The 26,192-nt window shown below is 37.8% G+C and carries 23 protein-coding genes and 1 tRNA gene; 14 read left to right on the top strand and 10 right to left on the bottom strand.

Going from position 1 to position 26,192, the window contains the following annotated elements:
• Positions 1–3: 3 nt before the first annotated feature.
• The 5 genes from MM214_RS12610 to MM214_RS12590 form a co-directional block, all read right to left on the bottom strand.
• Positions 4–1,689 carry a RagB/SusD family nutrient uptake outer membrane protein gene (locus tag MM214_RS12610; protein ID WP_241295987.1) on the bottom strand — a complete coding sequence of 562 codons (1,686 nt, stop codon included), beginning with the start codon at positions 1,687–1,689 and terminating at the stop codon, positions 4–6.
• A gap of 14 nt (positions 1,690–1,703) precedes the next feature.
• Positions 1,704–4,655, bottom strand: coding sequence for a SusC/RagA family TonB-linked outer membrane protein (locus MM214_RS12605; RefSeq protein ID WP_241295986.1), 2,952 nt, complete (start codon positions 4,653–4,655; stop codon positions 1,704–1,706).
• 399 nt (positions 4,656–5,054) lie between these two features.
• Positions 5,055–5,136 (bottom strand) — tRNA-Leu (locus MM214_RS12600).
• A gap of 81 nt (positions 5,137–5,217) precedes the next feature.
• Positions 5,218–5,514, bottom strand: a complete 297-nt coding sequence (locus MM214_RS12595; RefSeq protein ID WP_241296069.1) for a putative quinol monooxygenase — start codon at positions 5,512–5,514, stop codon at positions 5,218–5,220.
• A 1-nt stretch (position 5,515) separates the two neighbouring features.
• Positions 5,516–6,292 carry an SAM hydrolase/SAM-dependent halogenase family protein gene (locus tag MM214_RS12590; protein WP_241295985.1) on the bottom strand — a complete coding sequence of 259 codons (777 nt, stop codon included), beginning with the start codon at positions 6,290–6,292 and terminating at the stop codon, positions 5,516–5,518.
• Positions 6,293–6,395: 103 nt separating this feature from the next.
• Here MM214_RS12590 and MM214_RS12585 point away from each other — a divergent pair, with 103 nt between their 5' ends.
• The 13 genes from MM214_RS12585 (at position 6,396) to MM214_RS12525 (ending at position 18,366) form a co-directional block, all read left to right on the top strand.
• A complete protein-coding gene (locus tag MM214_RS12585; RefSeq protein WP_241295984.1) occupies positions 6,396–7,385 on the top strand; it encodes a PhoH family protein in 990 nt (329 codons plus the stop codon).
• Positions 7,354–7,791: a GNAT family N-acetyltransferase gene (locus MM214_RS12580; protein ID WP_241295983.1), complete on the top strand. Its 438-nt coding sequence runs from the start codon at positions 7,354–7,356 to the stop codon at positions 7,789–7,791. The genes MM214_RS12585 and MM214_RS12580 overlap by 32 nt, the downstream gene beginning before the upstream one ends.
• A 31-nt stretch (positions 7,792–7,822) precedes the next feature.
• Positions 7,823–8,380: a DUF3575 domain-containing protein gene (locus MM214_RS12575; protein ID WP_241295982.1), complete on the top strand. Its 558-nt coding sequence runs from the start codon at positions 7,823–7,825 to the stop codon at positions 8,378–8,380.
• A gap of 90 nt (positions 8,381–8,470) precedes the next feature.
• Positions 8,471–10,414, top strand: coding sequence for a ComEC/Rec2 family competence protein (locus MM214_RS12570; RefSeq protein WP_241295981.1), 1,944 nt, complete (start codon positions 8,471–8,473; stop codon positions 10,412–10,414).
• 80 nt (positions 10,415–10,494) lie between these two features.
• Positions 10,495–11,271 (top strand): enoyl-CoA hydratase/isomerase family protein, encoded by a 777-nt coding sequence (locus tag MM214_RS12565; RefSeq protein WP_241295980.1) that lies wholly within the window; start codon positions 10,495–10,497, stop codon positions 11,269–11,271.
• Complete coding sequence (locus tag MM214_RS12560) at positions 11,272–13,179, top strand: RecQ family ATP-dependent DNA helicase (RefSeq protein WP_241295979.1); 1,908 nt, start codon at positions 11,272–11,274, stop codon at positions 13,177–13,179. It abuts the gene before it with no gap.
• Positions 13,179–13,766: a hypothetical protein gene (locus MM214_RS12555; RefSeq protein ID WP_241295978.1), complete on the top strand. Its 588-nt coding sequence runs from the start codon at positions 13,179–13,181 to the stop codon at positions 13,764–13,766. Before MM214_RS12560 ends, MM214_RS12555 begins: the two co-directional genes overlap by 1 nt.
• Positions 13,767–13,773: 7 nt before the next feature.
• Entirely contained in the window at positions 13,774–14,325 is a 552-nt protein-coding gene (locus tag MM214_RS12550; RefSeq protein WP_241295977.1) for an NUDIX hydrolase, read from the top strand.
• A 4-nt stretch (positions 14,326–14,329) separates the two neighbouring features.
• Positions 14,330–14,770 (top strand): acyl-CoA thioesterase, encoded by a 441-nt coding sequence (locus MM214_RS12545; protein WP_241295976.1) that lies wholly within the window; start codon positions 14,330–14,332, stop codon positions 14,768–14,770.
• A 36-nt stretch (positions 14,771–14,806) separates the two neighbouring features.
• Positions 14,807–15,523 (top strand): tetratricopeptide repeat protein, encoded by a 717-nt coding sequence (locus MM214_RS12540; protein ID WP_241295975.1) that lies wholly within the window; start codon positions 14,807–14,809, stop codon positions 15,521–15,523.
• The gene (locus MM214_RS12535) at positions 15,523–16,488 is read left to right on the top strand and encodes an L-threonylcarbamoyladenylate synthase (RefSeq protein ID WP_241295974.1); all 966 of its coding nucleotides are present in this window, start codon (positions 15,523–15,525) and stop codon (positions 16,486–16,488) included. Before MM214_RS12540 ends, MM214_RS12535 begins: the two co-directional genes overlap by 1 nt.
• Before the next feature lie 197 nt (positions 16,489–16,685).
• The gene (locus MM214_RS12530; protein WP_241295973.1) at positions 16,686–17,885 is read left to right on the top strand and encodes a phosphoglycerate kinase; all 1,200 of its coding nucleotides are present in this window, start codon (positions 16,686–16,688) and stop codon (positions 17,883–17,885) included.
• A 136-nt stretch (positions 17,886–18,021) separates the two neighbouring features.
• Positions 18,022–18,366: a hypothetical protein gene (locus MM214_RS12525; protein WP_241295972.1), complete on the top strand. Its 345-nt coding sequence runs from the start codon at positions 18,022–18,024 to the stop codon at positions 18,364–18,366.
• Positions 18,367–18,717: 351 nt separating this feature from the next.
• Here MM214_RS12525 and MM214_RS12520 read toward each other — a convergent pair whose 3' ends face one another.
• The 4 genes from MM214_RS12520 to MM214_RS12505 form a co-directional block, all read right to left on the bottom strand.
• Complete coding sequence (locus MM214_RS12520; RefSeq protein ID WP_241295971.1) at positions 18,718–19,866, bottom strand: hypothetical protein; 1,149 nt, start codon at positions 19,864–19,866, stop codon at positions 18,718–18,720.
• A gap of 270 nt (positions 19,867–20,136) precedes the next feature.
• A complete protein-coding gene (gene pruA / locus MM214_RS12515; protein WP_241295970.1) occupies positions 20,137–21,771 on the bottom strand; it encodes an L-glutamate gamma-semialdehyde dehydrogenase in 1,635 nt (544 codons plus the stop codon).
• Positions 21,772–21,905: 134 nt separating this feature from the next.
• The gene (locus MM214_RS12510; protein ID WP_241295969.1) at positions 21,906–22,601 is read right to left on the bottom strand and encodes a YjjG family noncanonical pyrimidine nucleotidase; all 696 of its coding nucleotides are present in this window, start codon (positions 22,599–22,601) and stop codon (positions 21,906–21,908) included.
• A gap of 5 nt (positions 22,602–22,606) precedes the next feature.
• Positions 22,607–22,990, bottom strand: a complete 384-nt coding sequence (locus tag MM214_RS12505; protein ID WP_241295968.1) for an ArsR/SmtB family transcription factor — start codon at positions 22,988–22,990, stop codon at positions 22,607–22,609.
• A 132-nt stretch (positions 22,991–23,122) separates the two neighbouring features.
• Here MM214_RS12505 and MM214_RS12500 point away from each other — a divergent pair, with 132 nt between their 5' ends.
• Positions 23,123–23,767, top strand: coding sequence for a carboxypeptidase-like regulatory domain-containing protein (locus tag MM214_RS12500; RefSeq protein ID WP_376856741.1), 645 nt, complete (start codon positions 23,123–23,125; stop codon positions 23,765–23,767).
• Positions 23,768–24,632: 865 nt separating this feature from the next.
• Here the strand turns inward: MM214_RS12500 and MM214_RS12495 are convergent.
• Complete coding sequence (locus MM214_RS12495; protein ID WP_241295967.1) at positions 24,633–26,042, bottom strand: aminopeptidase P N-terminal domain-containing protein; 1,410 nt, start codon at positions 26,040–26,042, stop codon at positions 24,633–24,635.
• Positions 26,043–26,192 lie beyond the last annotated feature (150 nt).

Genomic DNA, 26,192 nt, shown 5'->3' with positions numbered 1-26,192 from the left:
AAATTATCTGAAATCTGGGTTTTGTGTTAAGTTTGGATTTACAGTAAACTCATTATCTGGAATAGGGAAAAGCTTGAATTTATCATCCACATCTCTTCCTAAAAAATTGTTTGCAGTTCCGTCACTCCCTTTCCAATCCCAATTATACCCTTTTGTAAATTTATTAAACCTAATTAAATCTGTGCGCCTTACTGATTCGGTATAGAGCTCTCTTGCTCTTTCATCTAATATAAAGTCCAAAGTTAGCTCAGCATCGGAAATTCGGCCTGATATATTATTACCATAGCTTCCAGATAAATAGGCTCGATCCCTAATTTCATTAACATATTCTAACGCTACAGCTCGTGAATCATCTGCGCCCCTTAAGATCGCTTCAGCAGCCATAAGGTATGCATCCGCAGTTCTAAACATGGGATAGTCAATGTAGGTATAGGTTGTTCCCCCAGGCACAAGCTCTTCTCTGTTTTTATTGACATTACGCCATTTTATTATGGCATAGCCATTCGTGAAATCATTTATAAAAGGTTGATTACTTCTCCAAGTTTCTTTGGTATGGCCTTCTGTGAAAAATTGAGCTCGCTTATCAGCTTTTTTATCTCCCCAAGTATCTTCAATGTCGAATATTTGATCGCTAGGAGAGAATTTTTCCACTAATTGGGTTTTTGCTCTTGCATTTCCCCAACTACGTGCTCCTATTCCAGTCACATAAAAGTTACTCATGCGACCATTATTTAATGCTTTCATAAGAAAATTTGTGCCCGCACTGTTTATGGTATACTCTCCGTCCTGTACCAATGGCCAAATAATTTCTTGACAGGTATTGTTATCCGCAAGGAAAATGTGACGCCAGTCTGAAGCAAGTGGGTATTGACCACTATTGATTACCATGGATGCATAGTCATAGGCTTTTTGATATTCTGGTTGTCCAACCCAAGTTTCTGAATTTAGGTATATTCGTGATAGTAAGAACCAGCTTGCTACCTGATCGACCCTTCCATAATCGTTGGTACCTGGCAACCTAAGTTTATCTTTAATTTCCTCTAACTCATTTACTGCAAAATTGTAAATTTCAGCACGAGAACGTTGTTGAGGTATCACACCTACAGGCATAGATTCATCTATAAAAGGACCTGATCCATACAAGTCACATATCATACTGTAACTGTATGCCCGAATAAATCTAGCCTCTGAGCGATAGTACTCAATCTTTGATCTCATTTGATCCAATAAACCTCTACTTTGTAATTTTTCATCTGTGGACTCCCTCAAAAATTCATTACAATATGCAATGGTCATATAAAGCCTATAGTAGGCATATTGCAAAATAGGTGTAGAAGGATTCCAATTAACAAACAAGAAATCTCTAGATCCCTGCGAGCTTCCAGCATGAAGAGCTACCTCATCAGTAGAACATTCCTGTAAATAAAAAATAGCACGAGTGTATCCACTATATCCAACATCCAACCCCCCTAGATCACCATCTCGATCAGGCCCATCCTGACCATTCAATATAAGCGATCCATAAAGCTTGGCTAAAACAGCTAAATATCCCTGTTCGGTTGCATAAACCTGTTCACTAATTAATTGTCGATCGTTAAGCGGTAAGGTATCCAAGTCCTTGAAACAACCAGTTGAGAATGTAGATAAGAGTACTATAACGATAAATGGTAAATAATTAAATCTTTTCATGGCTATTTGTCGAATTAGAAGTTAAAATTGATAGAACAGGTAAATATTCTCGGACGTTGATAAACATTATTATCAAGACCATTAAAAATCTCAGGATCTACTCCTGAATAGCGTGTTAGAATTAACATATTCTGAGCACTAATAGCAAGTCTTAACATACTGCCCTCTTTCCATATGTTATTAATAGTATACCCAGCAGTAATATTATCAAACCTAAAAAATGAGCCCGATTCTAAAAACATGTCAGAAAAATAACGTTCCATTACAAATCCACGATCTAGTGCTTGCCTTGAAATATTGCTAGAGACTCCCTCGGAGCTAAATAGTGACATAAGAGTTTGGCCAGCTTGCTGATAATTCAAAACATAATTCCCAAAGCTTCCATGTCCATTCATTCCAAAGTCCCAAGACTTATATGTTACCCTTGTACTTATACCATAGAAGTATGGAGGTAAAGAGCTTTTTCCTGTAACATACTTGTTTGCATCCTGTTCACTAGAAGTTATTGCTCCATCCCTTCCGATATACTGTCCTTCTAATGGGTTTCCGTTATCATCATATGCCTGTTGCAGTAAAAAGAAGGTATTGGGAGTATGACCTACCTTATGAATTTGAAAATCGCGTCTGCTTATGGTTCCTGTTTTAACAAAATTGTCTTCTGTATCAATGGTGTTGAGTTTTGTGATGGTTGCTTTATTATAGGTGAAATTTCCACTAATAGTCCATTCAAGATTATTCTTTTTTATTGGAGTGCCTCCTAGAGCAAATTCAACTCCTTGGTTTCGCATACTGCCAATATTGGTTTCAATAATATTTGTAAAATTACTCCCAGCAGGTACCGCTATCCTATTAAGAAGATCGTTTGTGGTACGATGATACACATCAATACTACCAAAAACATAATCTTTAAATAAACTAAAGTCAAAACCTAAATTGTATGTAGAAGTAGTTTCCCACCTAATATTTGGATCATAACCATTTGGTCTCATCATATTTATCCATTCATTTCCGAATAAATATCGTTGAGCATTAGTTGATACAGTATAAGTGGCTAATGATGGATGATATCCTCCAATATCTTGCTGACCCGTTTTACCATAACTGACTCTAAACTTCAAATCTGAAATTGCTGAAATATTTTTGATAAAAGCCTCTTCTGTTAAACGATAAGCAACTGCTCCTGATGGAAAATATCCCCAACGGTTTTCTTGGCTAAAACGTGATGATCCATCTGCTCGTAAGGTTCCCGTAAATAATATTTTTGAACCAATTGAATAATTTGCCCTGGTGAAAAATGAAAGTAAATATAACGCATCTTCATCAGGCACGGATGTATCAACTATATCACGCACGATGCTTTGGGGATTTACACTATACCAGAACCTCTGCCATTCATAACCAACCATTGCGTCAAAATTATTCCTATTTCTAATTGTCTTGTTATAATTAGCATAGGTAGTAAAGATGAAATTTGTATTCTGATTTTCTGAAAAAAGCTGTCTTCCACGACCATCATTCCTTATAGATGTAAAGGTTGCAGGGGTATTATCAGGAATAATTTCACTAAAATCTCGATTTCTGATATCGTAACCAAAATTAGTATTAATCCTTAAATCCTCGAAACCATGAACAACATAGTCCAATGCTATATTCCCTAAGGTTCTGAACTCTTTGTTCAGTCTATTAGTAAGAAAAAGATTTGCTACTGGATTTGTAGGTGCTAAAGAAATCGGGTTTCCTTCGTTCATCCATACAAAATAGCCAAGCCCTACATTATTGGGATGCTGCTCCCTAACGGGTCTTGTTGGGTCGAAGGATATTGCGCTTCCGATCACTCCAGTAGATATTGGTCTTTCGTTTTCCCATATCCCCTTGAAATTTATATCTAATGAAAGATGACTATCAAAAAACTTTGGAGAAATCCCTAAGCTTACATTACTTCTTTGAAAATTATTTTCTGAAATTATTCCGTCTTGATTTGTATAACCAACTGAAGCCCTATAAGGAACGTTTAAGGAATTCCCACTTAATGAAACGCTATGATCAGTCCCAAAGCTAGTACGATAGATTTCTCTTTGCCAGTCTGTAGAAGCAGAACCTAATTGAAAATCTTCTGGCGCAATTGCTTTTACTGGAAATATCTCTCTATATTCATCAGCTGATAAAACATCAAAAAAATCATATACTCTGTTTACCATGAAGTTAGCAGTGTAGCTCACTTGGGGTTTTCCTGATCTTGCAGCACCCTTTTTGGTAGTAATGATTACTACACCGTTGGAGGCACGTGAACCATAAATTGCAGTTGCTGAGGCATCTTTTAATACTGTAAATGATTCAATATCATTTGGATTAATTGAACTCAAGGGAGCACTTCCTGCAATTGGCACACCATCAATCACAATAAGTGGGTCATTCGAAGCAGATAATGATGCTCCCATTCGTATCCTAATTATGCCTTCGCTGCCTGGAGCTCCTGTACCAGGAACAACATTTACACCTGCTATTTTTCCAACCAGTGCATCTTGGGGTGTTAATATTAGCCCTTTATTCAAAGGGTCAAGTTTTACAGTACTAACTGCACCCGTAGCGTCGCTTTTTCTTACACGGCCATATCCAATAACAACTACTTCATCTAAGCTCTCTTCATTTGGTTCCAATGAAATAATTAAGGGATCTTGATTAGCCATAATTTCCTTTGTTTTATAGCCAATGCTTGAAATGATTAGTATAGTGTTTGGTGCGACGCTTATTCTAAAGTTACCACTAGCGTCCACAGCAGTACCAGAAGCACCACCTTTAACAGAAATCAATGCAGTAATTAATGGTTCTCCAGTTTCTTTATCGGTTACAGTTCCTGTAACCAAAAGTGACTCCTGAGCATGTGCGCTATTTAATAGAACCAGAAATCCAAAAAAGCACCACGCAAATAGTAATAGTCTTTTAATTTTGTAAATCTTCAATATCATCTTTTTAGGTTAGTTTGGTTAAAATAATTCTCTTTTTAGGCGATGATAAAATTAGAGTCATGATATCGATTAACGAAAGCAAGTAGAAGTAGAAAGTAGAAACAAAAACTATAATTAAAATTTTAACCTACTGATTTTGAAATAATTACAGAAAACAAATTTCTAAATATTAGTAGATTTTTAGTAAGACGGAAGTAGGCTTTTTAAGCAAAAAAGTGACCTATGTATATAGTATTTAATTATGTATTCAACTATTGTCGATATTTATTCTCCAAAAAGTGCTTCTAATTGAAACTAATTTAAAAGATGAAGAAGATCTTGATGTCGGAGACTATTTAGCCAAAATTGGGTTTTTTTTATAGCCATAAAAAAAGACCCACATTTCTGTGAGTCTTTCTGTACCCAGGGCCGGAGTCGAACCGGCACGCCCGAAGGCATTGGTGTTTGAGACCAACGCGTCTACCAATTCCGCCACCTGGGCTTGTGCGATTCTAGCGAATCGTCCCGTTCCTTGCTGAACGGGATGCAAATATGAACACTATTTTTTTTTCTTGCAAGCCCTTTATACTAGTTTGATGATTTTTTTTGAGCTAAAGGCCAAAGGTTTTTCAGCAAACAATATCTTTGTAGCAGACCATACTGACTTAAATAATTCAGAATCACGATATTGATTCAAAGCCTTCTCATCTGTCCAAATGCTGTAAGTAATGAAAATATTTTTGAAATTTTCATCTTGCCAGAGTTCCAAGTGTTGACAACCTGGGAAATCTCTTATTTTTCCCATGTTAGCGTGAAAGTTTTCTAAAAATTCCTCCACCTTATTTTCTTGGAAAGTCATTCGCACTACCCGTATCAGCATCTTAACTTTCGATTTCAAAGTTGATATAAATTGGAGTATCAAGTCTTAGCCCAAGAAGTTCAGAGCCATGTCCATGGTTGATACCTATCTCTAATAGCTCTAGGCTATTAAAGAAAGCAAAGCAATCTCCAGCTTCTACGTTGTCGTAGGATTTATTAATCTTAAGTAACTTTTCTCTACTGAACTCGATGCTGAACCTTCCAGGATTTAGCTGATCAAAGACATCTTTTCTGATATTGGTAATCAAGTTCCCGTAGTTATCTACCCGAATGACATGACCTACAATTTGCTTTTTGGAGGCTTTAAATTGCCTAGGTAGCATTTTCTTTATCTGATTCAATGGTCCACCAAAATCATGGATCGCTGCGCCAGAGGCTACCTTTGCAGCGATAGGTGCCAAGATATCCTTGGTAGGGAAAGTGCTATCTTTGAGATGAATGTCTGCAAACTGTACGATTATCCCGGGGTCATGATCGGCTAGAAGGCTAAGGACGCCATTGTTAGGACCTATGAAGATATGCTCTTCCAATTTGATTCCAATGTAGCCATCATTCATGTGGCTTGTGCCATTCATTGCTACCAAATGAACAGTACCTTTAGGGAAATCCCTAAAAACAGATCTTAAAATAAAGCCCGCATGAGCAATATCATAAGTGTTGATGCTGTGTGAGATATCGACAATATTTAGCTGAGGATTGATAGATAACATTTTAGCCTTTACAGCAGGTACGTAATAGTCACTGTATCCGAAATCTGAAATGAATGTTACCAAAGCCATATAAGCAAGTCAATTAAAATTTTATATTTTTGTAGAAGGTATGAACAAAAATAGGGATTTTATCCTTACACCTTAAACAAACTCTAAAATCAAATTCAATAGATTGGTAGAAAAGGTCATCACACTAGAAAATATTTCCCTTTTGGACTTTTTAGGTTCGGGAAATGAAAATGTTCGCCAGATAGCGGCTGCATTTCCAGAAAGTAAAATTGTATCTCGTGGCAATGAGATTAGGATTCAAGGTCGTGCTCCTGAAATTTTAAGGATCAATGATATTATCAATATGCTTTTGCAGCATTATCACAGATTTGGCCATATCACGCCTGATCAAGTAAAAGATTATATTTCAATGGAAGGTGTTCCTTTTGAAGAAAATCAAAAAAATGATGTCATCGTATACGGGAACAAAGGGCTTGTTGTCAAGCCAAAATCTGCCAATCAGCGGAAATTAGTAGAAGCATGTTTCAAAAATGACTTGGTATTTGCCCTTGGACCCGCAGGGACAGGTAAAACATACATTGCAGTAGCACTTGCCGTAAGGGCTTTGAAAAATAGAGAAGTCAAGAGAATCATCATTACCAGACCCGCTGTGGAGGCTGGAGAAAACCTAGGCTTCCTGCCGGGGGATTTACAAGAGAAGCTCGATCCATACTTGAGACCTATTTATGATGCCTTAAGTGATATGGTGCCTTCAGAGAAGCTGAAGTTTTATCAAGAAACTCGCGTGATAGAGATTGCGCCTTTGGCATACATGAGAGGAAGAACACTCCATGATGCTTTTGTCCTTTTGGATGAAGCGCAAAATACCACTAGCGAACAAATCAAAATGTTCTTAACTAGAATGGGACCTAATTCTAAAGTTATCATCACAGGAGATCAATCTCAAGTAGATCTTCCTAAACGTCAGAAGTCAGGACTTTCTGAATCGCTCAAAGTTCTCAAGGATGTCAAGGGAATCGGTGTAGTAAACTTAAGCGGCAAAGATGTGATCAGGCATAAGCTTGTCAAGGCAATCATTGAAGCCTATGAGAAGTCAGAATCAGAAAAAAATGAAATTAAAGATGAGTATTACCGTAGAAAAGGTTCAGAATAAGAGGGAACTTGAGGAAATCTTTGAGATCAGAAAGATCGTATTTGTAGAAGAACAAAATGTAAGTCCTGATGAAGAGTATGATGAGTTCGAAGAGAGTTCGACTCATTTTATAGCCAAATTAGATGGAGTTCCTTCTGGAACTGCAAGATGGAGATTTACCAAAAATGGTGTGAAACTTGAAAGATTTGCGGTTCTTAAGGGGGCGAGAGGCAAAGGAGTAGGGCAGGCACTGGTGCAAGCGGTGATTGATGACATAGGGACAGTCAATGAAGCCAAAGGAAAGCTTCTTTACATGCATGCGCAATTGACAGCGATGCCACTTTATTCAAAATTTGGATTTGAAAAAGTTGGCGAGATCTTTGAAGAGTGTAATATTATGCATTATCAAATGGAAAGATATTTGTAATTTTGAAAAGTTTTTAAACAATTTTATAATCATGAAAAAAGTAATACTAGCAGTTTTGGCGCTATCATTTGTTTCAACAGTAGGATTTGCTCAAGGAATGTCTCAAGATGTTAGAGATCATAGTATTGGAGAAGTAAAGCTGAACTTCCTAAATACCATTCTACTAGGATCAGTAGAGTTAGGTTATGAGCACTTTATTGGAAGAGATCAGTCAATCAGTGTAGAAGGTCATTTTAATGACCGATTTGGCTATGTGTCCACTTCTGATGGCAGGGACTTCAATGCAACTGCACTCCAAGTAGCTTATAATTTCTATTTTGATAGTCCTACTCAAGGTCAGATGTATGTGTTCCCGTTTTTTAAATATAGATTCGGAGATTTTACAGAGACTGTAGCTCAATCTGCACCATTAGTTACCAACTTGAATAGTGCTATCCTAGGACTAGGGGGTGGATACAAATGGGTGTTCAATGAGCAGTTTGCCATGGGGCCTTACGCCTCTATAGCAAGAGGTTTTGGTTCTGATGCAGCAAATAGATTCTCTGCTATAGAGTTCAAAGCTGGTTTTTCTATTGGATATAGATTTTAATACAAATTAGTCGACTAATCTTGATATTGAAAGGGAGCAAATGCTCCCTTTTTCTTTTTTATTTTTTAAATTTTCGGAAAGCTTATTGATATGATTTTTAGTGAGTTTCCATTTTTAAGATACCTTCTGATGTTTCTGGGTGGCATTCTCTGCTATACCCTATTTGGAGCAATGCATGCACAGCTGGTTTGGGTGCTACTCGTGAGTACATATTTGTTGTATGCCATATTAGTTGTATTCAATAGGCTGAATAGGAGGTTCAATCAGCAAGTTTTGATATCGATCTTAGTCTTTTTACAGCTTGTTTTGTTGGGCTATCTTTCCATGTATTACAAAGATTATAGAAATGATTCCAAGCACCTGTCTTTTTATGAAGAAGAGATCGTTGGGTATATAGGAGTAATACTAGATATTGATGAAAAGAAGCAAAATTCCAAAGCCAATAAGCTCAAAATTTTGGCTATTATCAATTCAGAGAATGAGTTTTTGAAGGCAACTGGTGATCTTTTGCTCTACCATACCCATAAAGATACTTTACAGCCTGGTACCATTATTTATGTATCAGGTTCACCTGAGCTTATCTTACCACCATCCAATCCTTCGGAGTTTGATTATTTCACTTATATGAATAGGCAGCAAATTACTCACAGGCATTTTGCGAGGGAAAATGTGAGGATAATTGGATACCAAGCTATCCAGCCAATCAGTGACTATTTTGTCAAAATACGGGCCTCAAGGTTAGCGTACATTCAGTCCAGATTTGAGGATGGGGCTGCAAGTCAAGTAGGAGGTGCTTTGTTACTAGGACAGAAAAAAAAATTGGACAAGGAAGTTGGTGATGCCTATGCTTCCGCTGGAGCAATGCATGTTTTGGCTGTTTCAGGATTACATGTGGGGATTATTTATGGCTTTTTCTTCTTATTTTTCAAGCCTTATAAAATGAAATTGGCATGGAGAATTATTTATTTAAGCATTATTATTTTGATCATTTGGAGTTATGCCCTGGTCACAGGCATGTCTCCATCTGTCATGCGTTCAGCCACCATGTTTACACTCATGGCCTTAGCTCAGATGAAGTCAAGAAATCCTTCTATTTTCAATGCAGTAGCACTTTCAGCACTTATTTTATTGGTTTACGATCCCTTCTTGATATTTGCTGTAGGTTTTCAGTTATCCTATTTGGCACTCTTGGGGATTTTGATTATCCATCCTATTTTGGTGAAGTTATGGATTCCTAAACATAGGATTGTAGAGTATATATGGCAGATCAGTATGGTTGGTTTTGCTGCTCAGATCGCAACTTTCCCCTTGTCGGCATACTATTTTCATTTGTTTCCAAATTACTTTTTAGTAACAAACTTAATTGCAATACCAGGAGCATTTTTAATTATGGCTATAGGTATTCCCATGCTACTCTTTGCCGACGTTCCATTTTTGAAGGATGTGTTAGTGTATTTTTCTGAATTATTGATCTTTGCAGTCAATTCCATGATTTTTAAAATTCAAGACCTTCCTTTTGCTAAGTCAGAGATATATGTTTCTGAATGTTTTATGTTCATTTATTGGATTGTGCTGACACTAATGTTGATGATAACATTGAAGCCAAAGAAATGGAAACTATATGGCGTTATGTTTTTTTTGGGATTGATAGGGGTGATTAACTTTATCAGTGCTTTCAAAGCAAAGCCTATAGAAGTCTTGATATATGACATTAGGAGTAGTGGCTATGCAATGGATTTCGGGGATAGCTATTATTTTGACTACAATGTAGGAATAGACGAGCTTTCATTTAAAGTATTTCCCCACAGAGATCAGCATATGAAAAATAGACAAGCTTTGTCAGCTTTTGTTAAAGGTGATTCTTTGAAAGTCTTTTTGCCTAGCGGACTTGGAAGTATTTCTTTTGAAAATGGTCATGTAAATTCAATTGATTCTAAAATGCAAGAAAAGTTCCTTTGGGTAGAGGGAAACTGGGAGCCAGTTATTAGATTAGATAAAGAACAACCTGGGGCAGTGCGATACGTTTTTAAATAACTTTACTTTGGATTGGCAAGAAAACGGCTATATATTGTAAGAAATGCTATTTTTATAAACCCAAAAAATTAATTTATCTCATGGAACAAGCTGTATCATCTCACATCTTCGAAAGAATTGGATATTTGACTCTCAATCGACCAGAAAAGCGAAATGCTTTGAATCAAGAGATGGTGAGCGAGATGAGGTCTATTTTTTCAGAATTTGAGACTGATGATGCAGTCAAAGTCATCGTAATCAGAGCGGAAGGAAAGGTCTTTTGTTCGGGAGCTGACCTTGCTTCCTTGCAACAACTCCAATCCAACTCTTTTGAAGAAAACTTAGCAGATAGCAATCATTTGAAGGAGCTCTTTCAACAAATTTATACTTCTCAAAAAGTAGTCATAGCTCAGGTGCAAGGACATGCCCTTGCTGGTGGTTGTGGGCTAGTGACTGTTTGCGATTTTGCATATGCTGTTCCAGAGGCGAAATTTGGCTATACCGAGGTCAAGATAGGTTTTGTTCCAGCTATTGTGAAGGTTTTTTTGCTTCGTAAAATTGGGGAAGGCAAAGCAAAGCAATTGCTTTTAGGAGCTGAACTCTTGACTGCAAAAGAAGCTCAAGACTTTGGATTGATCAATTGGCTCACAGAAGCAGATCAACTTGAGCAAAGCGTGTATGATTTTGCGCAGAAATTAATCACCCAAAACTCTGGCGTAGCGATGGGAATGACCAAGCAAATGATAGCCGAGGTTCAAGAAATGTCTTTAGAGGCAGGATTGAGCTACGCAGCAGAGATGAATGCAAAAGCTAGAGAATCTCAGGATTGTAAACAGGGAATTTCAGCTTTTTTAAATAAAGAACCACTGATTTGGTAAATGAAAACTTTAGCAATACAGACTTTACAAAAATATTTTGGCTATCAGGATTTCCGACCTGCCCAGCTGGATATTGTACTTGCAGTCTTATCTGGCAAAGACTGTGTTGCACTTTTGCCAACTGGTGGAGGGAAGTCCATTTGCTTTCAAGTCCCTGCACTGGCTCAAGAAGGATTATGCTTAGTGGTGAGTCCTCTAGTAGCCTTGATGAAAGATCAAGTTGATAACCTCAAGGCTCGAGGGGTATTGGCAACTGCAGTCTATTCGGGAATGAGAAAAAGAGAGATTGACACTATTTTGGATAATTGTGTATATGGCAATTATAAATTTCTTTATGTGTCTCCAGAGCGGCTTAAAACAGATATTTTCATAGAGCGATTCAAAAAAATGAACGTATCCTTGATAGCTGTAGACGAGGCTCACTGCATTTCTCAATGGGGCTATGATTTTCGCCCACCCTATCTGGAAATTTCCAATATCAGAGTATACCATCCAAATGTTCCCTGCTTGGCATTGACAGCTTCGGCCACACTTCAGGTAAAGCAAGATATCATCGATAAGCTGGAATTAAGGAATCCAGACGTGTTTGTACGTTCTTTCTCTAGGAAAAACTTAAGCTATGCTGTGCGTCAGGTAGAAAATAAGATCACGAAGGCCATTGAGATTTTGAAGAGAATACCAGGGTCTGCTATTATTTATACTAGAAGCAGGAAAGGTACAAAAGATATTGCCCAAGAGCTCATTCGACTTGGGTACTCAGCGACTTTTTACCACGCAGGACTTGATGCTGCTACCAGAGAGCAGCGACAACAGGAGTGGAAAAAGAATCATATCCGTATCATGGTTGCCACGAATGCTTTTGGAATGGGGATAGATAAACCTGATGTCCGTGTGGTAATTCACCTAGATCTGCCAGAAAATCTTGAAAACTATTATCAAGAAGCTGGAAGAGCTGGTAGGGATGAGCTTAAGGCATACGGTGTATTGCTGACCAATGAACAAGATCTCGAGACTCTTCATAAAAGAGCAGAAATAGCTTATCCTCCAATAGATTTCTTAAAAAGAGTGTATCAGTCTTTGGCCAATCAATATCGAATAGCCGTGGGCAGTAGTTTATTTACGAGCTATGATTTTGATTTGACCCATTTCTGTGCTACCTACTCTCTTGATATTTTATTGACATATAGTGCACTCAAAGTATTGCAAGAGGAAGGATTTTTAGAGCTCAATGAAAGTTTTTTTGCTCCATCTAGCATTCATTTTTTGGTGGATCAATCTAAGTTGTACGAGTTTCAAATTTCGAATGCAAAACTAGACCCTTTGATAAAGGCTTTGCTAAGAGCCTACGGGGGTGAATTGTTTGTAGAATATATCAAGATTCAAGAAAATAAGCTTGCCAAACAGCTTCAAATGTCAGAAACTGATCTAATAAAACAACTGGAGCTTTTGGATCAATTCAATATTTTGGCATACAACAAAAGGAAAGAAACACCTCAGGTCACTTTTCTGACACATCGATATGATGCAGGTAAACTTCCTCTCGATGTCAAAAGAATAGCTGAAAGGAGAAAGCTAGCTGAGTCACACGCCAAAGCTATGATTAGCTATGTAAAGAATGATACCAACTGTAGAGCTTCGCAAATATCAGCTTATTTTGGAGAGATCAATGACCATCAATGTGGTATATGTGATGTGTGTGTTGAAATGAAAAAATCTGAAGAGGATCAGATAAAAAAGATGAAAAATAAGGTAATCCAAACTTTAAAGCAGGGAAATGAGTTTTCTATAATGACACTGGAGAAATCAGGTCTCAAATCGGGACTTCAAACAGCAGAGGTTTTGAGGCAATTAGAGGATGAAGGGAAAATTGTTTCAGAGCCCAACGGAAATTATAAATTGAAAAAATAATGAGTTCATTTATTGATGAAATTTTTGGGAAGCTATTCCCTCAGAAAAGTACGCCAGTCACCCACAAAGAAAACTTTGTACACTCTGAGGAAGAGCAATCTGAAATTATTACCTGGTTAGATTCGGCAGAGGGAGCATCAATGATGGATTTGGTCAAGAGGAATTATCACTTCAAGACTTCAGGCGTAGATGCAAAACCCAGTGTGCATGTATTGAATTCTCCTTATGCCAATGGATTTGCTGTTAGTTTCGATTTTCCTTTTAATTCAGATATTTTTTCCAAACTTTTCTTTGCATTTGGTCATCGCGTGTTAGCTTTGGGATATCAGAAGATTAGTCTAGATAGAAAAATTGAAGAAATCAATGATTCGATCAAGCAAACTGAAAAGCAATATTTCAAACCACCACTTAGCAATGTGGGAACAGAAGAAAAGATTGACCAACTGTTTGGTAATATTAGTATTGAAAAAATCAGTGTTGATAATAAACCGAGCTACATAAAAATTTTAGTAACTGTCTATTCTGATTTCTTATACAAAAAGGCAATGCCTTTTGAGAAATTTATAGATGAATTATTTGAAAATTAATTACCAGATGGATAGAGCAATATTAAGACAAAGCCTTGAGAACTACAGGACGCCTTTTGATGAAGAAAAAGCTTTTGCCTCAGAATTTATAGAATTGACTTTTGATGAAGATGCTTTTTTACGTTCAAGAAAACAAGGTCACTTTACCGCATCTGCTTGGATTGTGGACAAGTTTCGTACCCATACTTTATTGACACTACACAGAAAACTCAACAGATGGCTGCAGCTAGGAGGACATGCAGATGGGGTGGAAAACCTGCTCGAAGTGGCCATGACAGAAGCTAGAGAAGAAAGCGGGTTGACATCTTTGAGATTGGTAGGGAATGGAATTTTCGACATTGACAAGCACATTATTCCGCAAAGAGGAGATGATCCAGAACATTTTCATTATGATGTGAGGTATCTAATTGAGGCGGAATTGAATGAACCTCTTACATTGAGTAGTGAGAGCAAGGATCTCGCTTGGGTGCCTTTCGATACTGTAGAAGATGTAGTGGGCTATAATCCCTCAATCTTAAGAATGTTAGAAAAAACCAGTAGATCAGAATACGTAATTTAAACATATGAACAATTTTAAGTGGGAGGACTTGAATTCCTCCTTTTCTTTTTCGGAGGATATTCAGATTCGATTTTCGGATATTGATGGATATATGCATGTGAACAATGGTATTTATTTCAATTATCTTGAGCATGCTCGTGCCATGTATTTGCATAAAACTTGTCAATGGGATGCTATGAAGTTTGGGACAGTAGTGGCCAATGTCAATATGGATTATAAGACACCGATTCACTTCGGAGATCAAGTAAAGGCCTATGTCAAATGCGTGAAAATAGGATCGAGTTCATTTGTCCTTGAGCAAGTCCTAGGTGGAGTAAGTTTGGAAGGGAAGCATAAAGTGTATGCTGTAGCACAAGTGACCATGGTGTCTGTAGACTTGAATACCATGAAGCCTGTGGCAGTGCCTGAGTCCTATGCTTCAAAAATGCAAAATGACAATGTCTAGCTAGATAATTCATTATCTTTGCGAAAAAATAAGAGAATGTTAGTAAAACGAATCTATATCTTGGTAGTAGTTGGATTGATGATGGCTGCATGTGGTGCAAGTGAACAAGAACTCTTTGATGAAGGAGTACGTCAGCTTGAAGCTGGAGAATACAATAAATCAGTAGGGTATTTCGATAAAGTAATAGAGAAGAATGAAGAGAATACTTCTGCATTCAATGCAAAAGGAGTTGCACTTTTTCAACAACAAAAGTTTGATGAAGCTATAAAAGCCTTCACCAGTTCTATCCGACTAGATTCTACTTCTTACAAGCCCTTTTTCAATAGGGGGAATGCCTATTTGGAGAAAAAAGCATACAAAGAAGCTATTCGTGACTATAATGTAGCTAGTGGATTGGATGCGCAGCAAGTAGATGTGTATTACAACAGGGGATTGGCTCTTTTGGCACAAGAAGAGTATGAAGATGCCATTATGGATTTTGATATGGCGCTTCAAGCTACACCTGACCAAGCTTTGGTACATTTCAATAAAGCCAAAGCACAACTTGGAAATAATGACCCACTCGGTGGGATGGAATCATTGATCAATGCGATCAATCTTGATAATAATAATGGCTCAGCATATTACCTTTTGGGTGTAACTCAGATGAGTGCACTGAATCAAAAGGAAGAAGGATGTGCCAATTTGAAAATGGCACTCAATTTAGGCTATGCAGATGCGCAGACATGGATTGACGATTTCTGTAAAGAGTAATGGCTGATTTTGGTGTAGACATTCATAAAGCGAAAGCAATCCTTGCTTCAGGTGAACTAGTAGGTTTACCCACAGAGACAGTTTATGGACTTGCTGGCAATGGATTTGACGAAGATGCTGTTGCGAAGATTTTTGAAGTTAAAAATAGGCCAAACTTTGACCCATTGATTCTACATGCCTCAAGTGTAGATCGTGTGGAGGGTTTTGTGACACATATACCAGCTAAACTAAAACCATTGGCTGATGCTTTTTGGCCTGGGCCTTTGACTTTGCTCCTACCTAGGAAAAGCAATGTGCCTGACTTGGTTACCAGTGGACTCGATACTGTGGCGGTGAGAATCCCTTCACACCCTTTGACAAGATCATTGCTTGAGATACTGGATTTTCCATTGGCTGCGCCAAGTGCCAATCCTTTTGGCTATATTAGTCCTACACTAGCTAGACATGTGGATGATCAGTTAGGTGACAAAATCCCTTATATACTCGATGGAGGACAGTGTGATGTAGGATTAGAAAGTACTATTGTAGGCTTGGAAGCGGAAGAAATTACCATCTATCGACTTGGTGGACTTGATATTGCTAGCATAGAACAGGTGGTCGGAGAGATCAAAGTGATGGCCCACTCTTCAAGTAATCCAAAGGCTCCGGGACAATTGAAAAGCCATTATGCTCCTTCCAAACCATTTGTCATTGGCAATATTGATGAGTTGGTAGCTTCTTACCGTGAAAAAGGGGAGAAATTTGCAATATTGACATTGCAAAAGGATTTTCCTGAAATGCCAGATTCCAAAAAAGTGATTTTAAGTCCAGAGGGTGACTTAAGAGAAGCGGCAAAAATGTTATTTGCAGGGATGCGGATTTTGGATAGCGTGGATGTTTCCGTAATTTTAGCAGAGCTTATGCCAGAAGAAGGCCTTGGTAGAGCAATCAACGACAGGTTGAAAAGAGCCTCGGTGAAAAATTGAATTATGTATATAGGGAACTTTGCCAGTAACATTGAGAAAATCCGATTTACCTAAATACCGATATTAATTGATATTTGATATTTGTGGATATTGACCATTAGCCACCGAATGAGTCAATAAATTGATTTACTGGCAAAGAAGCGTACAATCATATATTGAATACTCAAATACTAAAAAACCTAATAAAACCATTAATCATGAACAAAAGAATTAAAAACGTTGACAACTTAGATTTTTCAGGGAAAAAAGCCCTGATCAGGGTTGATTTTAATGTTCCGCTAGATGAGCATCAAAATGTCACAGATGCCACTAGAATAAGTGCAGCTATACCGACCATTCAAAAAATCCTCAAAGATGGCGGTTCTGCCATTTTGATGTCGCACTTAGGAAGACCAAAAGATGGTCCTACAGATAAGTATTCATTGAAGCATGTGATTTCTGATCTACAGAAGCTTTCTGGAACTTCAGTGAAGTTTGCTCCAGACTGTATTGGTCAAGAAGCTAAGCAGCTAGCAGCAGGGCTGAAGCCAGGTGAGATTTTGCTTTTGGAGAACTTGAGATTTTACAAGGAAGAAGAAAAAGGTGATGAGGAATTTGCAAAGAAACTTGCTGCCTTAGGTGATGTATATGTCAATGATGCATTTGGTACAGCTCACAGGGCTCATGCTTCTACAGCGGTGATTGCTCAGTACTTTGATACCAAAGTGAGTGGGTACTTATTACAATCTGAATTAGAAAATGCAGATAAGGTCTTAGAAGAACCACAAAGACCATACACTGCCATTATGGGAGGAGCGAAGATTTCTGATAAGATTTTGATCATTGAAAAGCTTCTTGATAAGGTAGATAACTTGATCATTGGTGGTGGTATGTCCTACACTTTTGCCAAAGCTAAAGGTGGTCAAATCGGTGACTCCTTGTGCGAAGCTGATAAAATGGACTACGTGCTAGAATTGATGGAGATAGCTAAAGCAAAAGGAGTAAACTTAATCCTGCCTGTAGATACTGTGATCACTACAGCTTTTGCCAATGATGCTGAGCAAAAAGTGGCAGTAAGTGGTCAAATCCCTGATGGATGGATGGGCTTGGATATCGGACCAGACACTAGAAAGCAATTTGCAGAAGTAGTAAAAAATTCAAAAACCGTCCTTTGGAATGGGCCAATGGGCGTATTCGAAATGAGTAGCTTTGTTCATGGTACTGTAGCGATAGCAGAAGCAGTAGCAGAAGCTACGCAAGCTGGAGCATTCTCACTTATCGGAGGCGGTGATTCAGCCGCCGCTGTCAATAAGTTCGGGTTTACAGATAAGGTATCCTATGTCTCTACTGGTGGAGGGGCCTTGCTTGAGCATATGGAAGGTAAAGTGCTTCCAGGTGTAGCTGCACTTGAGCCATAATATTCATTAATTATCAAATTTTAAAACACTGCCGTCTTTCTGATTGGCAGTGTTTTATTTTTTGGAAAGAGAGGGTTTGAAAATGCTTGATTTTCAAATTGAATTTATATTTTTGAGTAGTTATAGTTAGGGTGTTATGAAAAAATTAAGTGTAATCTTTTTATTCCTATTGATCAGCTTTAGTTCTTGTACTGAAGTTGAAGAATTGAGTGGAGAGTGTATTGTGTACTTGAAGGAGTTTGACGATTCGGGCACTCAGCTGTCTTATGTGATCGATCAGGATGTGAGGAGGAATAAAAAAACAGGTGTATTTACTTACAGGGTGATGCTTGAAGATGGTAAGTCTAGGCTTTGGTCTATCTCTCGTGATCCTGAGCCAGATGAAGAAGGGAATTATAGATATTTTTCTAAAAGTCAAAGTGGCGAAAAAGTAGAAGTAGACTATATTCAATGTGCAAATGATGTTTACTTGGCTGATTGAGGAGAGAGCTTTGCAGAAATGAGAGATTGGATTGACAGTGATTTTCTCAAAGTTAGTAAGGGAGAGGACTCAGAGGTTTAAAAGGGGATTTTAAATTTTTATTTTATATTGAAAGGGAAGAAATATAATGTCTTCAATTATTTCATCAAGTGCTTTAATATCTTCAGCTTCGATATATAAGGTCGTGAAATCTTGATTGATATTAGCGTTACGACTACATGAAAGACTTAGGGATAAAAGTAGGAAAAGGGTGAGCAAAGTGGGGTATTTCATATCAATTAAATGCTAAAAGACGACAACTAAATATACTGTTTTTTTTTCAGAATGTCTGAATTTAATTGACGGAATTTTTCAGTCTTTTGCATTAATCAGGCTGTATTTTGTTAAGATGTATTCATCTTCATTATTTTGTTCGGGATGGTTGAGGTAGAGAAAACCATTGTCTACAAAACAACTCTCAAGGGATGTGCCTTCAGGATAGGTGAATTTAAGTTCACCTTCCAATTTCCAGCTGAGATCATATACTAGGATTTTATAAGTTTGTTTGATTTTTGAAGCCATGCGTATATCAAGACTTTGAAGTTCATCTTCATTGATTTGTGTTGGTGTTTGCACCAGACGATAGAACTTGCTTGACTTTTCATCATAGAAAAGCTTGAGATTTTGGTAGCTCCTAGGGTTGGGATTCCACTGTGCATTCATTCCATTTCTTTTCACTAAGTCTGGATAGTAGTTAAATGGCTCACTTGTTACCAGCTTTTTCTTATTGATGATTTTACAATTTTGGACTTGATAGATTGAGTCAGAGAGCGCAAACATGAACCAGTAGTCATTGGTTTCTATATTGACTACTCCTGTTGTCAAAGTAACACTTGGGCTATCATGAAAGGACTCATCAAAAGGGGCTTTGAAGTCAGAAATGCATTTTATCCCAGTATTTTTATCAATCTCCAAAACCCATGACCTAAAGTCTGGATCAAAACCACCACTTGCGGTCATGAGCTCAAATGGATTTAGGAACACTTGAAGACTATTTGAAGGGGTGAATATCAAGTTTCCTGTTTTTTTGGATATCTGAGTGAAGCGGAAATTCAATATTTCATCGAGGGGGATTTTTTGCTTATGAATGAGTTCTCCTTCATGATATTGATGTAGATAGCCAGTTTGATTGAAAAGCGTAAAAGTATTTGGGGAATGCACAAAAGATCCATTCATGCCTCCCTTCATGGCACCGGGACCTTCCATTGGGATTTGAAATGAAAAAGTTCTATTACCATTCTCTAAATCATACAACTCATACTTGTTTACAAGCTCATTGACTAAGTGTTTTTTATTATTCCATGATATGACTTGGTTGATTCTTAAAATGTTGGAGTCTGATGGTTTGTTAATAATAATGTCTTCCGATTCTAATTCTGAAATATTTTTCACCAATATTTCAGAGTTTTTGGTGGTGCAATTTGTCAAAAGAAGTATTGCGAAAATGTATATATGCCTCATGTGTAAAAGATAGTTTAGTTAAATATATAGTTTTTATGCAATAAAAAAAACACCCCAAGAAAATCTTCTTGGGGTGTTTGATTGGTTTTGTATAAGCATGTACCTATTGACTACACAGGGCTTTGTCCAATCTCTTTTCACATTTGTCTTTTGGTTCTTGACTCTTGTATCTTGCTTCTACGAGAGATTGTAGATTGAATTTACTTGGTACTTAGTACATTGTACTTAGTACACATTAAAACTCTCGCCTCTAATCTCTCGCCTCTCTTCTTATTCCTCACCCAAAAACGGATATCTATAATCCACAGGTGATACAAATGTTTCTTTGATTGTTCTTGGAGATACCCATCTTAGCAAGTTGATCATTGAACCAGCTTTATCATTGGTTCCAGAAGCTCTTGCACCTCCAAATGGCTGCTGGCCTACCACTGCTCCTGTTGGTTTGTCGTTGATGTAGAAGTTACCTGCTGCATTTCGGAGTTTTTTGGTAGCAAACTCGATGGCATACCTGTCAGTAGAGAAGATGGCTCCTGTAAGGGCGTATGGAGATGTTTGGTCCACCAGCTCCAGGGCTTCTTCGAAATGCTCTGCATTGTACACATAGATCGTCAATACTGGACCGAAGATTTCTTCCTGCATGGTCTTGTACATTGGATCTTGGGTGACGATCACAGTAGGTTCTATGAAATAGCCTTTTGACTTGTCGAAATTTCCACCCGATATGATCTCAACACCTTCAGCACCTTTTGCTTCCGTGATGTATTTGCTGATTTTGTCAAATGATTTCTCATCTATTACAGCATTGATAAAGTTGGAGAAATCCTCTGTAGGTCCCATTTTCATGGATGAAAGGTCTTCGAGCAAGTATTTTTTCACATCAGCCCAGATGTTGTTTGGGATATAGGCTCTTGAAGCAGCGCTACATTTCTGACCTTGAAACTCAAAAGCTCCTCTTGATAATCCTACAGCTACTGCTTTTGGATTCGCTGATTTATGCGCAATGACAAAGTCTTTTCCACCAGTCTCTCCTACGATTCTTGGGTATGATTTGTATTTGAAGATGTTTTCACCGATTGTCTTCCAGATATGTTGGAAAACTCCTGTAGATCCGGTGAAATGGATTCCAGCGAAGTCTGGGTGATTGAAAATGATGTCTCCAGCTGTTGGGCCATCTACATAGATCAGGTTGATTACTCCGTCAGGAACTCCCGCTTCTTTGAACACATCCATCAGAACTTTTGCAGAATAGATTTGTGTGTAAGCAGGCTTCCATACGATGGTATTACCCATCATGGCTGCAGAAGTTGGGAGATTTCCTGCAATTGCGGTGAAGTTGAATGGTGTCAATGCGAATACAAAACCTTCTAATGGTCTTTGCTCTACTCTATTCCATACGCCATCACCTGATACTGGAGGCTGCTGTGCGTAGATTTCGGTCATGTATTGTACATTGAACTTTAAGAAATCTATAAACTCACATGCAGCATCAATCTCTGCTTGAAAAGCATTCTTAGATTGACCAAGCATGGTAGCAGCATTGATTTTTGCTCTATATGGTCCAGCTAGAAGGTCTGCAGCTTTCAGGAAAATAGCTGCGCGCTGTTCCCATTCCATCGTTTCCCAAGCGGCTTTTGCTCCTAGAGCTGCGTTGATGGCTTGTTCTACGTGGGATGCATCACCTTCATGGAAATATCCCAAGATGTGCTGATGATCGTGTGGGGGAGACATGGGTTTTTTATTGCCAGTTCTCACTTCTTCAGATCCGATGTACATAGGTACATCGATTTCTTGAGATCGCAATTCTTTTAGTGTCTTTTGAAGCTCAGCTCTCTCTGGTGACCCAGGTGCATAAGCTTTTACCGGTTCGTTTTTCGGTGCCGGAACATTGAAAAAACCTTTAAGCATTTCTATTTGGATTTTATATGATTTCTGAATGTTACAAATATAAGCAACATGGACTGGAATGCCTTTGGATCAATGGATTTTATATGATTTTTGAATTTCAGCCTGTTTTAAAATTAGAGTGAAAGTTGGTGTTTTTATAGTAAACTTTCCAATTCCTTCAAATGTGAAATGGTGTAAGTAGGCTTATAATCGCAGCCTTTTCCCGAAGGGTCGAAGTACACTTGATCAATATTGGCATTGATAGCACCTAGAATGTCAGAATTGGGATTGTCACCAATCATTAGGACTTTGTCGTTGGTGACTCCTAGTTTTTCCAAGGCATAATGAAAAATCCTAGCATCTGGCTTTTTGTGACCAGTTGTCTCAGAGGTGATGATCAAATCAAAATAAGGAGTCAGCCCAGATGCGATGAGTTTTTTTTCTTGGCTTTCATTGAAGCCATTGGTGATGATGTGCATGGGATATCCGGGTTTTAGGTATTCCAATATCTCCAATGCATAAGGAAGCAAATGCTGCTTCGTGGAGGTCCTGTGCATAAAATCGAGCTCAAGCTCCGAAGGTATTTCAAGTGATGTAGCTTTGATCTCTTCGAATATCAACCTGAAGCGGGATTCCCTTAAGCCAATTTTATCAATTTTACCTTGGTTGTATAGATCCCAGAGTTTGTAATTAACTTGATAAAAGCCCTTTATGAAATGAGCAGCATTCGTGATGCCGAAGTTAATTAATTCAAAATGATCAAAAATCTCTGATAAAGATTCTTGTACATTGCGATCATAGTCCCAGAGGGTATGGTCTAAGTCAAAGAAAATGTGTTGGTATTTTTTCAAAGCTGCTACTTTCTGTATGGGTTGTTTTGAATCTTGTTTATGGCAAGTTCTCTGTTGGAAAATAAGATTTGGTAAACTTCCTGATCTTTGATAAGATTAGGGTCTTTTTGAATAAACTTAAAAGTCTGCTGAATGATTTCAATTGCTTCATCTAATATGTAGTAAAAAGTCCATTGATCCACTCTTCTGCTTGCTACCAAGCCTGCGTTTTTTAGGTATATCAAATGCCTGCTTGTCTTCGTTTGAGTGAAATCTAAGATATGTTCAAGATCAGAAATCGAGAGTTCTTTGTTTTGAATGAGCAAGTGAAGGATCCTTACACGAGGTTCTTCGGATAATGCTTTGAATATCCGCATTCCGTAACTCAAACTGATGTTTTTAAGTCTCATTAATAACTTTTAACAGAGAAATTCGGTTATGAATTAAGTAAATGATGTGAAAATAGGCTATTATTATACCGTGATTTAAACATAGCCTAAATTTAGGCCGTAAATAAAATAAAACGCTAAAATTTGGACACAATTATAAAAAATATTGCTTCATTTTCGATTTTGTTATTTTTGGTGGTCTTTTTTAAGCCAGCGCAAGCTCAAGATCAGAAGGATAGAAAAGTGATTCAGTTGTCAGGTATTGTTCTCAATGCTGATAGCACAGATGCCGTACCTGGTGTCAATATCTATGTGCCTAAAAAAGGGAGGGGCACGAGCTCAGGTAGATTTGGATATTTTTCCATGCCAGTATTGGAAGGTGATTCAGTTGTATTTAGTTTCATCGGATTGAAACGTCAAGTTTTTGCTGTTCCTGATAATGTGGCAGAAGATAAAATCAGTTTGATCTTGACCATGCAAGATGATGAAATGTCTCTAGCAGAGATTGAAGTGATGCCTTATCCTACAGAAGAGGAATTCAAACGAGCTGTATTGGCAATAAACTATGAAGCGCCAATGGCCATAGATTCCCGAGGTAGTCTGAGTCCAGAGACTTTGTTGCGTTGGGCTGAAAACATGCCAGCATCTGGGAATGAAAATTTCCGAGGATTCCAACAAGGTCAGATTATGCAGATTCAGGATCGATATGGTCCGAGACCATTCAGGTTGCTTGATCCATTTGCCTGGTCACAATTTATCCAATCTATCAAGAGAGGGGATTTGAAAAAGAAAGATTAAGTGGGATGTTGAGTGATGAAGTACCATGTACGATGTGTTAAGTACGAAGTACGATGTATTAAGTACAAAGTATTGTAATCTACAATTTCAAAACTCACATTTCCGTATCCCTTTTTTCTTTAGGCTGGTTAGTGGCATGAAAAGTATTTTCAAATTGTCCCTGAATGGAAGAAGCCTAATTCATGAGTTGTGAAATACTATTGAAATATTTTTTGAAATACTTTGGAAATATAATGGAAATATGAGTGGAAATAAGGTTGAAATACAATTGAAATATAGATGAGATATTTGGATTTTTATTTTGTCCTATGAGCTTATTTAGGCTGAAAGCCTTTCATATGCTAACGCTAGGAGAAGCCTAGCGTGTAAATACATCTCACTTAATTGTGCTCTGAAAGGGCAATATACTTTATTTAAGGATTTCATAAAATCCACAGACCTTTTAGGTTTTTATTGATTACCAATCACTTAAAGTAAGTGGGCCAGTTAAACCTAGAAGATCTATTGTTGCTATAAATCAATCGAAAACAATATTCTCTTGCAGATTTTAGGTAAAAAATAAAAACCGCTGAATCTAAATGAATCAGCGGTTTTGTTCAGGGAAATCACTTTTACAATCCTTGAGCACAAGAACCCTTCGAGGGTTAATCTTTTTCTAAGGCCATTGGTCTAATTTGATTAAATAAATTTTATTCAACCCCGAACCCTCGAAGGGTTTTCCTAAGGCGATTTCTATGAAGTTTTTGTTTTATTACATATTTAATTCAACTTGCTTAATCTTACACTTACTTTTGCCTCAATGTACATCATACTTTGTTTTTAATACTTGGTACTTCGTACTTGATACTTTGTACAATGCTCTATATTACTCCATCGATTTCATCAACTTCTGCAACACACCTTCCTCTTTCATTACCTTTTCGATGTCTGCCACAGTTCTTGGAACAAATTCACTAAGGTTCTCATAACCATTTTCTGTTATCAAAATGTTGTCCTCTATACGGATGCCAATACCCCACCATTTTGGATCGCAATCTGATCCTTCTGGAATGTAGATGCCTGGCTCTATAGTAAAGATCATCCCTGGCTCTAATGGACCATATCCACCTCTATCATGTACGTCCAAACCCAAATGATGGCTAATGCCATGCGGTAGGTAGCTGTGGTTTTCTCCTTTTTTGATGATGCCAAGTTTGGCAAGTCCTTCATCCACGATTTCTTTTGAAATTTGCCCGATGGCTCTGAAGTCAGTTCCTGGTTTGCTGGCCTTGGTGCTTTCTTCGAGTGCTTTGAGGACGATTTCGTAGATGGCTTTTTCTTCAGGAGAGAACTTGCCTTTGATAGGGACTGTACGAGTGATGTCTCCTGAATAGCCCCGGTATTCAGCTCCTATGTCCATCAGGATCACACCTTCTTGCAAATCTCTTACACTGTTATAGACATAGTGAAGTATGGTGGAGTTGTTTCCAGCTCCAGCGATAGATCCATAGCCCACGTATTCAGCTCCTAGCGCTTTATGTACAAATTCATGGACTCCTTGTATCGCCCTTTCTGATACACCAGGTTGGATTGATTTGAAGGCTTCTATATGGCCTTTTCCTGATATTTCAACCGCTTTTTTGATCATTTCGATTTCTTCAGCGGTTTTTACACCTCTCATTTGGTGCATGATTTGATTCAAAATCTGATCAGCAGGTCTTGCTGGACTAGGATTGACTGCTTTGAAAGAATCAACCATTGATTTCAAGATAGCATTATGCCTGCCGCCTTCTATTTCTGGGGTATTGAATGCGAGCGTTTGAGAGAATTGTGAAAAATCTACTTCAGGTGATTTAAGAAAATCACTGTTGAGATATACATGGTTGAGCTTTAACTTCTCTTTTACACCTTCTATTCCTAGTCTTTCTCCATCCCATTGCTCAGTCCTTGGATCTCTTGGTTGTACAAAAATCATTTCTGAAACCACTTCTCCATCAATGTTTTGTGGGGTTTTGAAAATAATCAGAGCTGCATTTGGTTCTCTAAACCCTGTCAAATAGTAAAAGTCGGAGTTGGGTCGGAAGTCGAACTCCGTGTCGTTGGACCTGTTTCTTGTGGGATTGGTGAAGAAAACGGCCACAGCATTTTCAGGGAGTTTCTCTCGAAAAAGGTCACGTCTCCCTTTATGGAACTCTGGGCTTAGTCCGTCGTCAAACCATGTTTGTGCCTGAACAGAAGCAATTTCAAATATTGAAATGATAGCTACAAGTAAAACTTGTAATGATTTCCTTTTCATAAATTTAATTTAGCTAAAACGAATAGGAAAGATACATTTCATTTTTAACATGTTAAAACCACTGGTCAAATTTAAGACTCAATGTGTTTGAAATTTATTCTTACATGACTTGTGTCATAGCCTTTGGTAGGATTGCTTATATTTGTCCAA

Source organism: Belliella kenyensis, assembly GCF_022549675.1.
Lineage (GTDB): Bacteria > Bacteroidota > Bacteroidia > Cytophagales > Cyclobacteriaceae > Belliella > Belliella kenyensis.
The sequence above is the reverse complement of the archived record's forward strand: the minus strand, read 5'-3'. Positions and strand labels throughout refer to the sequence as shown.

Coding starts and splice junctions, on each gene's coding strand:
- MM214_RS12565 (WP_241295980.1), top strand. CDS start 10,495: ATGGAACAAGCTGTATCATCTCACATCTTCGAAAGAATTGGATATTTG.
- MM214_RS12550 (WP_241295977.1), top strand. CDS start 13,774: ATGGATAGAGCAATATTAAGACAAAGCCTTGAGAACTACAGGACGCCT.
- MM214_RS12555 (WP_241295978.1), top strand. CDS start 13,179: ATGAGTTCATTTATTGATGAAATTTTTGGGAAGCTATTCCCTCAGAAA.
- MM214_RS12530 (WP_241295973.1), top strand. CDS start 16,686: ATGAACAAAAGAATTAAAAACGTTGACAACTTAGATTTTTCAGGGAAA.
- MM214_RS12605 (WP_241295986.1), bottom strand. CDS start 4,655: ATGATATTGAAGATTTACAAAATTAAAAGACTATTACTATTTGCGTGG.
- MM214_RS12540 (WP_241295975.1), top strand. CDS start 14,807: ATGTTAGTAAAACGAATCTATATCTTGGTAGTAGTTGGATTGATGATG.
- MM214_RS12505 (WP_241295968.1), bottom strand. CDS start 22,990: ATGAGACTTAAAAACATCAGTTTGAGTTACGGAATGCGGATATTCAAA.
- pruA (WP_241295970.1), bottom strand. CDS start 21,771: ATGCTTAAAGGTTTTTTCAATGTTCCGGCACCGAAAAACGAACCGGTA.
- MM214_RS12570 (WP_241295981.1), top strand. CDS start 8,471: ATGATTTTTAGTGAGTTTCCATTTTTAAGATACCTTCTGATGTTTCTG.
- MM214_RS12525 (WP_241295972.1), top strand. CDS start 18,022: ATGAAAAAATTAAGTGTAATCTTTTTATTCCTATTGATCAGCTTTAGT.
- MM214_RS12575 (WP_241295982.1), top strand. CDS start 7,823: ATGAAAAAAGTAATACTAGCAGTTTTGGCGCTATCATTTGTTTCAACA.
- MM214_RS12595 (WP_241296069.1), bottom strand. CDS start 5,514: ATGCTGATACGGGTAGTGCGAATGACTTTCCAAGAAAATAAGGTGGAG.
- MM214_RS12580 (WP_241295983.1), top strand. CDS start 7,354: ATGAGTATTACCGTAGAAAAGGTTCAGAATAAGAGGGAACTTGAGGAA.
- MM214_RS12520 (WP_241295971.1), bottom strand. CDS start 19,866: ATGAGGCATATATACATTTTCGCAATACTTCTTTTGACAAATTGCACC.
- MM214_RS12610 (WP_241295987.1), bottom strand. CDS start 1,689: ATGAAAAGATTTAATTATTTACCATTTATCGTTATAGTACTCTTATCT.
- MM214_RS12495 (WP_241295967.1), bottom strand. CDS start 26,042: ATGAAAAGGAAATCATTACAAGTTTTACTTGTAGCTATCATTTCAATA.
- MM214_RS12535 (WP_241295974.1), top strand. CDS start 15,523: ATGGCTGATTTTGGTGTAGACATTCATAAAGCGAAAGCAATCCTTGCT.
- MM214_RS12590 (WP_241295985.1), bottom strand. CDS start 6,292: ATGGCTTTGGTAACATTCATTTCAGATTTCGGATACAGTGACTATTAC.
- MM214_RS12545 (WP_241295976.1), top strand. CDS start 14,330: ATGAACAATTTTAAGTGGGAGGACTTGAATTCCTCCTTTTCTTTTTCG.
- MM214_RS12560 (WP_241295979.1), top strand. CDS start 11,272: ATGAAAACTTTAGCAATACAGACTTTACAAAAATATTTTGGCTATCAG.